At 37.9% G+C, this 13656-nt stretch carries 11 protein-coding genes; 3 read left to right on the forward strand and 8 right to left on the reverse strand.

Annotated elements, in window-relative coordinates:
* Positions 1–250 precede the first annotated feature (250 nt).
* The gene (gene cls, locus EKM93_RS08925) at positions 251–1735 is read left to right on the forward strand and encodes a cardiolipin synthase (RefSeq protein WP_125715103.1); all 1485 of its coding nucleotides are present in this window, start codon (positions 251–253) and stop codon (positions 1733–1735) included.
* Positions 1736–1798: 63 nt separating this feature from the next.
* Here cls and rhaM read toward each other — a convergent pair whose 3' ends face one another.
* From rhaM to EKM93_RS08940, 3 genes are read right to left on the reverse strand one after another with little or no spacing between them, the layout of a single operon-like run.
* Positions 1799–2113 carry an L-rhamnose mutarotase gene (gene rhaM / locus EKM93_RS08930; RefSeq protein ID WP_125715105.1) on the reverse strand — a complete coding sequence of 105 codons (315 nt, stop codon included), beginning with the start codon at positions 2111–2113 and terminating at the stop codon, positions 1799–1801.
* 10 nt (positions 2114–2123) lie between these two features.
* Complete coding sequence (locus tag EKM93_RS08935) at positions 2124–3620, reverse strand: L-fucose/L-arabinose isomerase family protein (RefSeq protein ID WP_125715107.1); 1497 nt, start codon at positions 3618–3620, stop codon at positions 2124–2126.
* Between the two features lie 19 nt (positions 3621–3639).
* The gene (locus tag EKM93_RS08940) at positions 3640–4920 is read right to left on the reverse strand and encodes an MFS transporter (RefSeq protein WP_125715109.1); all 1281 of its coding nucleotides are present in this window, start codon (positions 4918–4920) and stop codon (positions 3640–3642) included.
* A gap of 294 nt (positions 4921–5214) precedes the next feature.
* Here EKM93_RS08940 and EKM93_RS08945 point away from each other — a divergent pair, with 294 nt between their 5' ends.
* On the forward strand, positions 5215–6063 hold the full coding sequence (locus tag EKM93_RS08945; protein WP_164507048.1) for an AraC family transcriptional regulator: 849 nt from the start codon (positions 5215–5217) through the stop codon (positions 6061–6063).
* Between the two features lie 123 nt (positions 6064–6186).
* A complete protein-coding gene (locus tag EKM93_RS08950) occupies positions 6187–6546 on the forward strand; it encodes a hypothetical protein (RefSeq protein WP_125715113.1) in 360 nt (119 codons plus the stop codon).
* Between the two features lie 97 nt (positions 6547–6643).
* Here the strand turns inward: EKM93_RS08950 and EKM93_RS08955 are convergent, their stop codons facing one another.
* The 5 genes from EKM93_RS08955 to EKM93_RS08975 all read right to left on the reverse strand — a co-directional run bounded on the left by EKM93_RS08955 (position 6644) and on the right by EKM93_RS08975 (position 13630).
* Complete coding sequence (locus EKM93_RS08955) at positions 6644–8836, reverse strand: L-type lectin family protein (protein WP_125715115.1); 2193 nt, start codon at positions 8834–8836, stop codon at positions 6644–6646.
* Between the two features lie 380 nt (positions 8837–9216).
* Positions 9217–11433: an L-type lectin family protein gene (locus EKM93_RS08960; protein ID WP_125715117.1), complete on the reverse strand. Its 2217-nt coding sequence runs from the start codon at positions 11431–11433 to the stop codon at positions 9217–9219.
* 295 nt (positions 11434–11728) lie between these two features.
* Complete coding sequence (locus tag EKM93_RS08965; protein ID WP_125715119.1) at positions 11729–12205, reverse strand: hypothetical protein; 477 nt, start codon at positions 12203–12205, stop codon at positions 11729–11731.
* Positions 12206–12335: 130 nt separating this feature from the next.
* Positions 12336–13112 (reverse strand): gamma-glutamyl-gamma-aminobutyrate hydrolase family protein, encoded by a 777-nt coding sequence (locus EKM93_RS08970; RefSeq protein ID WP_125715255.1) that lies wholly within the window; start codon positions 13110–13112, stop codon positions 12336–12338.
* A gap of 131 nt (positions 13113–13243) precedes the next feature.
* Complete coding sequence (locus tag EKM93_RS08975; RefSeq protein WP_125715121.1) at positions 13244–13630, reverse strand: PaaI family thioesterase; 387 nt, start codon at positions 13628–13630, stop codon at positions 13244–13246.
* Positions 13631–13656: the final 26 nt, after the last annotated feature.

A 13656-nucleotide genomic window follows, 5' to 3' on the forward strand; every position in this document is an offset into this window, starting at 1 on the left:
ATGCACATAACCTAGACTTACGACATAAGCCCGGTCTTGGCTTGTGAGTAAGACGTAGTTATGTAAATTGTCAGTAACTTGGAACGCGTTTAAGAAGAGCGGGAAAGCCTCGAACATAACCTAGACTTACACCACAACTTTTAAAATAGAGCATCAACCGACTTGGTTGATGCTCTATTTTGCTTTTATCATTGACAATTTTTGAACACTATTACATGATTGAGTTACTAAGTTTTTAGAGAGGTAGTTCATGAGAATTTTTCTAGAGATTTTAATTGTCATTATTATTATCAATACTGTTATTGCTACGATTACCGTCTTCCATCGACCCAGAAATATCACTTCTACCTTAGCTTGGTTATTGGCCTTATTCATGTTACCAGTAGTCGGCTTCATTCTTTATGCCTTCTTAGGCCGGGGAATCGCTGAAGAGAATATTTTTGATATTTCCCACCAAGAGCATATCGGTTTAGCGCGAATTAAGCATATGATTTTAAGTGATAATCGTCGAGAAAAACATCAGTATGACCCTAATAGCACCACTCATCGAGCTAAGCTTTTAATTCATTACTTTAACAGTGCCGAAGATGCCCCACTATCCAAACGCAACCGTGTTAAGATTTTTACCGATGGCAAAGAGAAATTTGCAGCACTTTTTGATGATATTCAACGTGCTCAAGAAACGGTACACGTTGAATATTATTCTTTTTTTAACGATGATATTGGTAATGAATTTTTGAATTTATTAACTGAAAAAGCTAAAGAAGGTTTAGAAGTACGCTTAGTTTACGATCCTTGGGGCTCGCCTAAAGCGAATAAACGCTGGTTCAAAGACTTTGAAGCGGCCGGTGGACAAGTTACTTCTTTCATCACTTCCCAAAACCTTATCGCCAAAACGCGACTGAATTATCACTTGCACCGTAAAGTAGTCGTCATTGATGGTTTAATCAGCTGGACTGGTGGCTTTAACGTGGGCGATCAATACTTAGGTCGCAGCGAAAAATTTGGTTATTGGCGTGATACCCACATTCGTATCATTGGCACAGCCTCTTCTTCTCTGCAGGAAAGATTTATTATGGATTGGAATGCATCGATCCGTAACGAAGCTAAAAAAGTGGCTTATAACGACAAATACTTTAAAACGGCAACTTCTGAACTGTCAGAGACAGATAGCGATACTTGCGGCAATAGCAGTATTCAAGTTGTTTCTGATGGTCCAGATACACAAGAAGAAATTTTAAAAGGCGGTACCGTTCGAGCCATCCTCGCCGCTAAAAAATCAATTCTGATCCAAACACCTTACTTAATTCCCGATGAATCCATTATCAACGCTTTAATGGTTGCAGCACGCTCTGGAATCACTATTAAAATTATGATCCCACAGATGCCTGATCATCCCTTCATTTATCGGGCAACACAATATTATGCTAATTTCTTACATCAATTTGGGATTGAACTTTATATTTATAATAACGGCTTTCTTCATGCTAAAACTTTAGTCATTGATGATGAGTTTTGCTCCGTTGGTTCAATGAATCAAGATTTTCGCAGTTATGGCCTAAACTTTGAATGTAATACTTATATTTATGATCGTTCTGTGAGTCATGAATTAACTGAAATTTTCTATCAAGATATGGCTGTTTCCACACTGCTAACAGACGAAATCATTGAAAACCAAGGCCATTGGTTAAAGTTCAAACAATATTTTTCTAGATTACTGTCTCCAATTTTGTAGAAAACATTATAGGATTCATAGTATCTCAATTAATATGAGACGCTATGAATCCTATTTTTAGATCTATTCTAAATCAAACACAATATCCATATCTTTAACAATCGGCGATTCATCCGGGTTTGTTTCCATAATATCAGCCATATAGTGCCACCATTTTTGATTGATCTCAGTTTTAGAGCTTTCCTGCCACTTTTCTGGATCTTTCACTTCTAAATAAGCAATCAATTCGTTTTTATCTTTATCTAAATATATCGAATAGCTGCAAACACCATAATCTTTTAACATCGTTCTCATTTCCGGCCACAATTGACTATGCCGCTTTTTATACTCATCATGCTTGTCTGGATAAATAAACATTTTAAACATTTGCTTCATCATCAACACCACCTTATTTAACCTCTACGGTTTCGATATCTAACATATAACCTACTTTTTTAAAAATATCTGTATTCTTCCCTATAGACATGGCACAGTGATGCGTTGGTGCCAATGCAAACCATTTTTCAAAATACGTATCTGGATCAACCGTAAATTTTACTGGTGTTTGTGTATTCCCAATTTTCATAATTGGACCATCTGTCGAGATGCCTTCACTGATAATTAATTTAAGTTTGCCATCAATAGTTTGTGTTAAACCGAGTGTCGTTATCGGACCTGTTTTGACTTTTGCTTCAACAGATACCCCAGTTCCTTGTTTACCATGATAGACACCTAATCCTCTTAATTTAGGCTTGCCTTCCGCAATATCTAAATGAAATGGTCCATCATGCCCCAACAAAATTGTGCCATCGTTATAATCGGCTACAACAATTTCGCAGAAACTACCCCCTAAACCTAAAATATCACAAATTTTCATCGAAATATCTGTTTTAAGGTCACCTTCACCAGCACAAGGAACATGCTTAGAAGTCAGTAACGAATTTCCTACGATAAAGCCGCTCTGTACTTGTTCGAAATGACTACCCGCTGAACCATGATAATAATAAGTTAGACCGTTTAAATTAAATTTATTGATCAATTTGTCTTGTGCCGAGGCAACCGTGGCAGACCAATCTAATTGTGATTGCGTTGGTTTTTTAGCCAGTTTTTCAGATGGCGAGTCTTCGCTAATCTCAAACATGTCTTGTATTTCATCTAGAGTTTTATTTTTATTATCCTCTGTCACAGATTGCAGTTGCGCATCCAGATCATCCATCTCAAGAACTTCGACATGAACGCCTGTCTGCGCTTGAATCATTGCAAAATCGCTATACATATCTAACATGCCATTATAAGTATTTCCTAAAAATCCTATTCGACTTGCCATCAATGTGCGCTTTACAGTTGCTGCCTTGACCCAATTTTCTATTTCTTGCCATGCTCGCCGAGCCTCCGGACTATCTTTTGTAATTTCATTAGACATAGAAAACTCTGGGTTAGCCGCTAATCCAAGCAGTCCACTAACAACTTTGTAATCTATCCCTGCTCGATTAAAAGCATTACAATATTCCGGTACAGGGCATGCACCACAGTGTGCCAGCCATTCTTCAATCGTCGCTTTTTCGTAATTCACATTAACCGCTGGTTGAAGATTTAAAATAACTACTTTTGCATTACACCGTTGATGTATTGGCAGAATTGAAGCACTGTTACAATATGTTGCTGCGTGGCAAAAGATTAAATCTACTTTATTTTCGTTGAAATAATCACCTGCTTTTTTACCAGCCTCGGGGTTATCAACAATTCCAAAGTTATAGACTTCACCCCATTGTGAAATTTTATCTTCGATAAACGTGCCATAGCCTTTTAATCTGTCATGCAACGTTGGAAATTGACTCCAATAAGCCTCTAACCCGGTTGAATATAAGCCTATTCTTGGTTTTTCATTTTTTTCAAATGCTTTCATCTCTAATTCGCCCCTTCTGCTAACCCGCTTGTCTACTTTCTGATGAATTATATCGTTCTGCTTCAATCTCTTGGATTGACTTCCCTCTTGTTTCCGGTGTCAAAATGGCCCCAATTATTAGTTGAATAACTAAGAAACCTATTAAGATGATACCTGTAAACATAAAGCCCATTGAATCTAGCATTATTGGGAAGACAAGAGAAATTAAGCCTACGCCTGCTCTTACTAGGAAGAAAATAATACCTTGAACTTCTCCTCTATATTCCGTTTTAAATAATTCCACACTCCATAAAGCAAAGAAACATTGCGCACTGAATCCTGCTGAAATACCCCATAAAACGTCAAATATGATTAAAGATGCCCAACCCATTGGCGCAAAGATAAGAACTAACCATGCTGCTACTTGTAGAACACAACCTATTGTAAAAACAATCTTTCTATTCCATACATCCCCTTTTCTAATGAAGATGATATAAGTAAATATTATTGTTAAGAACCAGATCAAAGCATTTAGTAAGTTTGACTCTGTATTGGATAAATGTCCTATTTTCTCAAAAACAAAAGGTAAGAAATAGCCTTGTAAACCGGCAACTAAGGCCCAAGTGACATAAATTCCAGAGCTTAAAATAAAAGCATTACGGTTGGCTTTAATGGTAAAAATCTCGCGTATCGGTGCTCTTTTAAAACCCGCAGCTTTCTCTTTTTCTTTTTGTGCTTCCCAAGCTTTAGATTCCTCTACTCGTTGCTGTAATATCCAAGTGATCAAAGCTACAACAAACAACAAACCAAACATAATTCTGCTACCAAGCAGCCCCAACTGATTCAAGAAAATAGCTAATAAGAAAATCATCATCGGCGCAAACCCCCACGAGAATTGACCCCATCCGATATTGGCACATCGTTTTCCAGCAGGTGCTTGTTCACCGAGATAACTCCAAGACGCAGGTACAACAGCGCCAACTGCTATCCCCGTCAAAATATATCCGCCTAATAACATCTGAAAATTAAGCGATACCGCCACTAGTGCAACCCCAATCATATAGAGGATTAAGTCATATTTGTAAATGAATTTTCTACCATACTTATCCGATAATCGACCACCTATTAAGGCACCAACAGCGGCACCAAAACCGTTCGCACTAACAGCCCCTAATAAACCTAGTGCACTATTATCCAATTGCAAATACTTCTCCCATAAAGTTAAGCCACTAGCACCTGCTACGATAGCTCCTGCATCTAGAAAATTAGATAACGAAATTGCTAAAGTTTCCACTCGCTTACTCGTTTTTACTTCACCCATGCTTCAACACTCCCTTCTATACTAAAAATTGTAACCGCTTCCCAAAAAGAACTCATTAGATGATATGATATATAAATATAACAATATTGTTTTTAAGTCTAATTCTTAAATAGTCAAATCAAATAGTTTTTTCTAACTAAACACTGATCTATTGAGATAATCATCTGATTTTCGATATGATAATAGTGTTGATATTGATGTAAATAATACCTTTATATAATAATCGTGTTTTTAATGGTAATTTAGTGTATTTTTTAATAGATCATGGTAAATATCATTTGAGGAGTTATGATCATGAAAAATTATTGGCAAAAAGCAAGTATGACCGTCAACGATAATTCAATACTTAATTTTGGAACACCTAGTTATGAAGTTGTTAAAAATCTCTTATATATTCAAGAATGTGGCTTTTTTTCAAAAAAAGACAGTTACTTCACTGAACGAAAAGACCTAGACTCTTATTTAATTTTGGTTACTGTCGCTGGTACCGGACAATTGATTTATGATGATGTTAAATATACATTATCAAGAAATACAATTTTCTTTCTCGACTGTCATAAGTATCAGTTCTATAAACCCCTAAAAGACTGGCAATTTTACTTTGTACATATTAATGGCTCCAATCTCCATTATTATTTTGATAGATATTATTATGACAAAACGCCAATAGCCTATATTGAATCTGATGCCTTCATCAATACTTTAAAACTAATCATTAACGATAACTCCTCTGATAACGAAAATGCTTTTATTACAACTTTGATGATTTATGAACTGTTAACCGATTTAATACTGGCTAAACTAAAAACCAAAGCGATTGCAACACCTAAAACCTTGAAGAAGATCCGATATTATTTAGATAATCATTATGCTGAAAAAATTTCATTAGCTGATCTCGTGATCCATTTCAACGTTAGTAAATCCTACATAGAAAAAGGATTTCAAGAATACTTTGAAATCTCTCCGATTAGTTATTTAAATAAAGTTAGGGTTAATAAAGCAAAGGCATTGTTACGAAATACAGATTCACAATTAGATATAATCTCTGAAATTATTGGTGTTAACGATACGAGTTATTTTGTAAAAATATTCAAACGATATACAGGATTAACACCTGCGAAATATCGAAGAAAATGGCGATAAAGTTAATTCCCCCCAAAATTCACCAAGCCAAAATTCTTTCAAAATAAACCATAAGCGTTTATATTAAGGGTCACCATAAGGATCTTGTTTGCAATATTGTCCTCAAACTAGAGGTGCCCTAAAATGAAAAATAAAATTGGCAAGCGGCTCTATAACAGTCTTGTTTTTGTGGATATTAGTTTTTTAGTGGTCATGACTTGGGGCTTATTAATGCGTCCTGATTTTCGTCCCTACCTTAGCCAGCATGCGCCACTAATGATGGTGACTGGCGGTTTTATACTTTTGGCACTTGGCCTATCTTATTTCCAAAACTATTTTTATCCGGATAAAATTATTGAACCCCATCAAAACAAAAGAACCTTCATTGTTCTCAAAGATCACAGCATTAACTACACCTTGAATCCTCAAAGTCTCGGTGGAAAAATAATTTATTTAAGCCTTTTAATTTTAATTTCAATTATTATTATTAAGGAGATACGCTAAACAAAAAGAGCCCAGTCAAAAGTGATTATCCTTTTGACTTAGCTCTTTTTAGATTAGTTTTTTAGCCGTGTTCACTAGAACAAAGCGTGCATCCACGCTATATACTGTCTATAACGCTCCAGGTAAGTTGGCCGACGTATTTATCCGCGTTTGTTTTGGGATCAACACTCAATAAGACGCCGGTGCTACTATTCCATTTTTGGGCAACATTCGTCACTTGCATCTGGTCACTGCTCGTCACGCCGGAATCAATGATCTGTGGTGTACTTAAATCATATTGTTGCCCCACAGCGTTCACATAGATCATTCCATCATCAAAGATAGCGCCTAGATTTGTCCCGAGTAACGGCTGAGTTTCTTGAACTTGAAGCGTCCAAGTGCTATCTTTGCCCCGGCTATCTAAAACTTGAACATCCCAGTCTCCTTGGCGCTGCACAATTTGGGGACTTGCCTTAGACTGAATGGTCCTAAAACTAACATCCTCTGCGGATACATGTAGCGTCCCCCTCAAAGTAATGGTTACCGTTAGTTCATTAGATTTATTATCATTAGTGTCTTTAACGTAGAAAGTCAACGTATTGATGCGTTGAGTTAGCTGTTGCGCCGTTAAATTAATCTGAAAATGTCCTGCAGCATCCGTGGTCAACAAAGTCGCTGGTTCCAGATCTGTCCCGTTTAAATTGGCATAAACCGTGGTGGCCGTATTATTAATAGGATTGCCATTACCATAAGTGGCAACGCCATTGATTGTTGTTCCATTGCCTTCATCCAAAGTGATATCTGTCTTATCTGAAGTGATATTCAAAGATGGCGCAGGTTTAATAATGAAGTCTTGCAGTGTCGTGTCCAAAATATTGGTTGAGCCATCAAAGGCTACATGGGTTTTATCAATAATGATGTCCGACGTTGTATTATTTTTAGCTCGGCCATATAAACGAATTTTAGCCGTAGAGAAGTTTTGGCCGGATATTGGCCCGAGATCCCGTAATGTGCGCGTGAATGCGGTTCCGGCTAATTCTGAAGCTCTAATTGTATCAGTAGTCGTGCTGCCATTATATAAATTGGTATAAATAATCTCGCCGCCAGTGTAAGACATATTCATCGGTAAGGCAATTTTGGCTTTATTATCTAGCCACAAGTCCGAACCACTATCATAAGTTAAGTTATAATCAAAGGCCAACTGATCGCCAGAATTGACGGTCTTATCCGTATCCGTTAACACCTGATTGCCTTGAGACTGATTGGTAATGCTTGTTTTCACTGAGGCCTGTACCATTGATGGAATCGATTCAAAAATCACCATATTCTGTCCCACATAGTTCCCGGTAGACCCCGTAAAGCCCCAAAGTACATTGTTTTCGTTGTCGCTTAAACCAAAGTCTGCTTTATCTAGTTTTGTTGAACGGTTCTTAATACCTGTCTTAGATTCACCCGTGGCCGGATCTTTATCATCCAAATTATAAGTTATTTCAGAAGTTGTTGGATCCCAAACAACCGTTAAATGCGTCCACTTATTACCATTTATAATCGGATTTGTATAGCTGAATTCTTCAAAATTTTTATGCTCCATCGTGTAATAGTATCGTTTTAAAAAAATCAACTCTGTTTCAACATACTGCTTATAAGTCGATGCTTTGCCTGGAAAAGCATCGGCAATATGCTTTCGTACATCATACTGAACATTATCTGCATCAAAAGAGCTATTAAGTGCTTCAGTGAAGCTAAAATAATCTGCTGGTCTGTATATATTAGCAAACGTATCAAATTCAATGGCCCAGCTATTTTGAATTGCCATCCCCGCAATCGTTGCCGGTGAACTCACGCTATTATCCACATCTGCCCCCCAAACCCCCAATGTCTGTCCAGCTTGGGCAATTCCAGCGGCATTTTGACTGATAGCATTAGTTTTGTGCCGATCATTTTGCAGAACAAAGGCTATCCCATCACCGGGAAGTTCTTGGACCGCACTATAGATCCACATGGTCATTGTTTGCTTTTTAGAAAGATCCACATAGTTATTCACACTAGGATTAGACCAAATAGCGCTTAATTGATTTTGAACCGCATCAGTCACTTGAATTACACTGACATTTCTTTCTGCATCATGAATAATTTTACCACTATTGACAGCCTGTCCTGACACATTAGGAAACTGCGCTAATCTAAACAAATCAGAATCTTTAAAATACAAACCCGGTGGTGCAGTGCCTAAAGGATCCGATACGACTGCTGTTTGTGCTGGTTTAGGTTGGGCAAACAGCCCTAAGCCGATAAATAAACAACTAACCATAATAGTTATAACCCTCAAGCCAGAGCGCTGCATAATCCATCCCTCCCAAATAATAATTAAATTACCATAAATAATCAAAATTAACCGTTATAATAATGCATAATGAATTTGTTATAGCATCTATACATAAGTTCAATTACTAAAAAAATGGCCTAGTTTTTAACTTTATTATACTATATATTTTCACAAAGTGCGACTGCAAAAACATCATCATATCATATATATAATTATTTTTAATATAAAATGACAATTAAACAAAGATGTTAATATTGGACTTCATCAAAAAAGGCTAGGCCAAAATGAATTCTTCTGGTCTAGCCGCTTTGGTTCTCTGATAATTATCAATCACTTTTTAAGACATTCACTTAGTCTTTTCTATACTATATGCTGTCGATGACACTCCAAGTGAGCTGTCCTTCATATTTATCCGCATTTGTTTGGGGATGAACACTTAACAATATCCCACTATCATTGGTCCATTTTTGAGAAACGTTGGTCACTTCCAGTAAATCACTACTTGTGGTTTCAGAATCAATAGTTTGTGGTGTGTTCAGATCATATTGCTGGCCCGCAGCGTTAACATAAACCATCCCGTTATCAAGAATAGCCCCTGAAGTTAGTCCGGTTAATGGCTTGGTTTCTTGAACTTGCAGTGTCCAAGTGCTGTCTTTGCCTCGACTGTCCAAAACTTGAACATTCCAATCATCTTGACGTTGAACAATTTGCGTCGTAGGTCTAGATTGAATTGACTTGAAGCTTACATTGTCCCCAGCAGCTACGTGCAACGTTCCCTTTAAAGTGATCGTCGCTGTTAGTTCATTGGATTTATTCTCATTATTATCTTCAACATAAAATGTTAAGGTATTGGTCCGCTGGGTCAACTGCTGCGCCGTTAAATTAATTTGAAAATGACCTGCAGCATCTGTCGTTAAAAGCGTCGCTGAATCCAAATCAGTCCCATTTAAATTCGCATGAACTTTGGTTGTGGCATTATCAACTGTGCTACCGTCCGCATAAGTGGCCGTGCCGGTGATGGTTGTCCCTTCGCCTTCATCTAAAGTAATATCTGTTGTATCTGACGTAATGCTCAAAGCGGGTGCCGCTGTGACAATAAAATCTTGTAACGTCGTATCTAAGATATTTGTTGGTCCAGAAAAATTAGCATGGGTATCATCAACCGTAACGCTGCTTGTTGTATTATTTATAGCTCGACCATATAATTGGATTTTAGCCGTAGAGAAGTTTTGCCCAGAAATCGGGCCAAGATCGCGTAAAGTTCTGGTGAACGTTGATCCGGTGAGCTCTGAGGCATCAATCGTATCGGTGGTGGTATTGCCGTTATAAACGTTAGTATAAATAATTTTGCCACCGGTATATATCATATTTTCTGGCAGTTCAATGGTCGCATCATTGTCATACCACAAGTCAGAACCGCTATCATAGGTTAAGTCGTAGTCAAATGCCAACTGATCCCCTGCATTAACGGTCTTATTTTTAGAAGTTAATACTTGATTGCCTTGAGATTGGTTCGTAATGCTTGTTACAGCACTCGCCTGTACCATGGATGGAATTGATTCAAAAATTACCATTGACTGAGACACACTTTCCCCGGTAGAACCGGTAAAACCCCAAAGTAGGTTATTTTCATTTGTGCCTAACCCAAAGTCGCTCTTAGAAAGCGTCGTTGACCGATTCCCAATCCCTGATTGAGATTCCCCGGTAGCTGCGTCTTTATCGTCCACATTATACGTTACTTTAGAAGTTGTTGGGTCCCAAACAACCGTTAAATGTACCCAGCGGCCGCCATTCATAATCGTACTTGAAGCTGGTATCGTTTGTAAGTTGGTATGGTTCATCGTGTAGAAGAACCGCCGCAGTGGCCAAAGCCCAGTAGATTTCTGGTTATAGGTTGCACCTTTAGCCGGAAAGCCATCCGCAATATGTCTCAATGAAATCCCAGTGTCATAAGAGCTGTTTGGAGAAGCATCTGAAGTTAGTTCTTGATAACCAGGATTCGCATTATTAATATAGCTATCAAATTCAATGGCCCAGCTATTTTGAATCGCTGTAGTGGCTAAGTCCGCTGTAGAACCAACCGACCCATTTGTATCTGACGCCCAAACCCCTAATGTCTGTCCCGCTTGGGCCACACCGCTGGAGTTTTGACTAATCGCACTCATCCCATGACGGTCATTTTGCAGCACAAAGGCCATCCCATCACCGGGATTTTTTTGGCTACCACTGTAAATCCACATCGTCATTGTTTGCTTTTTAGAAAGATCCACATAATTATTCACACTGGGATTAGACCAAACTGCACTTAATTGGTTCTTAACTGCGTCCGTGATTTTGATAACGCTAACTTCCTTATCCGCATCATGAATAATTTCACCACTATTGGTGGCTTGTCCTGAAACGGAAGGAAACTGTGCTAATCTGAATAAATCAGAGTCTTTAAAATATAACCCCTGGGGTGCAGATTCCAAAGCTTGGGTGATACTCGCGCCCTGAATTAGCTTTGGACTGATCACTATTGCTAAGCCTACTAGCAGGCAGCTCATTACAAGTCCCATTAATTTTAATCTAAAACGTTTCATACCTATTCCCCTCATTTAATCATTTAATTTCCATTAAATAACTAAAGCCAACCATATTTGAATCTACAATAACTATATTATAGAATTAATTTGCCTATTTCCTGCCCAATTATACAATATTATTTCAAAGATTACGAACCTTTAGTACCACTTTATTATAGATATTATTATTTATTCAATAAAGTGCACTCACTTTTCTAAATTTGACTTTAATAACCCACACAAAAAGGCTCAACCAAGATGAACACGCTTTGGCTGAGCCTTTTTGTGCGCTATAAATATTAATCCGTTCTCATTACATTTGATTAATATTTTCTACGTTAATTGAAACAGTCTCTGGAATATATTTTTCTAATTCCGCTTGCAAGTTTTCGACTGTCTGATTGAATGTTAATTGCATTTTTTGATGTGTCAGTGTCATAAACACCGCAATGACCCGGCTTTTGCCATCTGGCAAATCAATTGGAATTAACGTAATCTCTGAAAAATTACGATAAGGGACAACTCTTGAGAAAAAGCCCGTACTAATTAGACGTTTTGTGCCAATCCCACCGACACCGTCCATAATCATCACTAAAATAAATGATGACACTGCAATGACGTATGGCCAGTTACTAGCCGCCGGTGTAGCTAAAATCCAAACACTAAAGACAATCCCTAGAATTGGTGTTGATAAGTTATACCGAGCACGAATTGTCAACTGTGACTGCCAATACACACTGTAGATGGCACTGGCAATCATTCCAATATCTAAGATAATAATAAAAACCATAGGGCACCTCCAGTTATCTGTGGCATATTATTAATTACATTATATACTACTATAGCTGATATTACTAAAAAGCAAAGTTTTTATTTATTAACTTAGATTAATTTTTATAATAATCTTTGAATGAGCTTACTTAAGCTGTTTTGGAAGATTTCGTAGCATCTTTAACCTTCGCCGCTAGCTGACTATGTTGTGCCCGTTTTACAAAATCATCAAAAAGCGCTTGATCTTCTTTTTGCTGTGCCGCTAAATTTTCTGGGTGCCATTGCACCGCCACAATTTGATTACCCTGGCTGCTTTCAATCGCTTCGATTATACCATCCGGTGCTTTGGCCGAGATTTTTAACCCTTGGCCCAAAGTCCGCACCGCTTGATGATGTCTAGAATTTACATAAGGATGCTGTCCGACCACAGCTGCTAAGTGGCTGTCCGCTTTGACTTGAACATCGTGGGCGGGTAAATCGCCGGCCAGCGCCTGTGCATGTTGAATATAAGCCGTACTGATTTGCGTATCAATATCTTGATACAAATCGCCGCCCAATCCGATATTGATTAACTGCATCCCTCGACACATTCCAAAAATGGCTTTATTCATTTTTAAAGCTGCTTTAAACATCATCAGCTCAAACGCGTCCCGATTATAAACGGTCAATCCGGTATGGCTATTTTTAGTTTCATTATATAGACTGGGCGTGATATCAAATCCACCAAGAAAGACAACCCCATCTCCCATAGTCATATAATTAGCCACATCATCTTCATCTAAAGTATAAGGAATCGCCATTGGTAGACCACCTGCACGTTGGATGGCATCCACCACCGGCCGCGGTACGAAATCGGCACGTTTAAAATTAATATAATGTGCCGCTTCCATATTAATATCAGCTGGAATTAATATTCTTGGCTTCATCATTAACCATCCTCTCTTCGAAAAATAACGATATAACGTCAATTTACTACAGAACGCTTTAAAATACAATAAGGGTTTCTTACAAAAGGTCAAGCCCTCGCAATCTTCAAAAAATTTTGCTACATTAATGGTTAGTGTTCTTCTTTAGAAAATGTTTTAGCCATTAATGTAACGGTACTTAAGCTCGTTTGCTTGGAAGTACCTGCTAAATAGGTACAAACTTGATAAACTAAGATCTGCTGCCCTAAACGAATTGGCGTTGCTTCTGCGATCAATACCCCTGTTGAAACAGCTGCTAAGTGATGGGTCTGAATATCCAAGCCTACAGCCACACGTTTTGTTTTGCCCAAATAAGCATTGGCCGCCAAGCTCGCTGCCGTTTCTGCCAGCACACAGTTCAGGCCACCATGTAAAATGCCAAAGGGCTGTTTTGTTTTGTCACTAATTGGTAAAGTAATCAAAGTTCGGGCTTCGGTCACTTCAGTTACTTGAATGTCTAAAGCTTCTAAAAGATCCACTAAAATCACTCCTAAAGAGGTTAAAA

The organism is Agrilactobacillus yilanensis (genome assembly GCF_003946725.1).
Classification (GTDB): Bacteria; Bacillota; Bacilli; order Lactobacillales; family Lactobacillaceae; genus Agrilactobacillus; species Agrilactobacillus yilanensis.

Bases quoted from the DNA above. Each gene is read 5' to 3' on its own strand.
- EKM93_RS08965 (WP_125715119.1), bottom strand. From the start codon at position 12,205: ATGGTTTTTATTATTATCTTAGATATTGGAATGATTGCCAGTGCCATC.
- EKM93_RS08945 (WP_164507048.1), top strand. From the start codon at position 5,215: ATGAAAAATTATTGGCAAAAAGCAAGTATGACCGTCAACGATAATTCA.
- EKM93_RS08935 (WP_125715107.1), bottom strand. From the start codon at position 3,620: ATGAAAGCATTTGAAAAAAATGAAAAACCAAGAATAGGCTTATATTCA.
- EKM93_RS08970 (WP_125715255.1), bottom strand. From the start codon at position 13,112: ATGAAGCCAAGAATATTAATTCCAGCTGATATTAATATGGAAGCGGCA.
- EKM93_RS08960 (WP_125715117.1), bottom strand. From the start codon at position 11,433: ATGAAACGTTTTAGATTAAAATTAATGGGACTTGTAATGAGCTGCCTG.
- cls (WP_125715103.1), top strand. From the start codon at position 251: ATGAGAATTTTTCTAGAGATTTTAATTGTCATTATTATTATCAATACT.
- EKM93_RS08950 (WP_125715113.1), top strand. From the start codon at position 6,187: ATGAAAAATAAAATTGGCAAGCGGCTCTATAACAGTCTTGTTTTTGTG.
- EKM93_RS08955 (WP_125715115.1), bottom strand. From the start codon at position 8,836: ATGGTTAGTTGTTTATTTATCGGCTTAGGGCTGTTTGCCCAACCTAAA.
- rhaM (WP_125715105.1), bottom strand. From the start codon at position 2,113: ATGATGAAGCAAATGTTTAAAATGTTTATTTATCCAGACAAGCATGAT.
- EKM93_RS08940 (WP_125715109.1), bottom strand. From the start codon at position 4,920: ATGGGTGAAGTAAAAACGAGTAAGCGAGTGGAAACTTTAGCAATTTCG.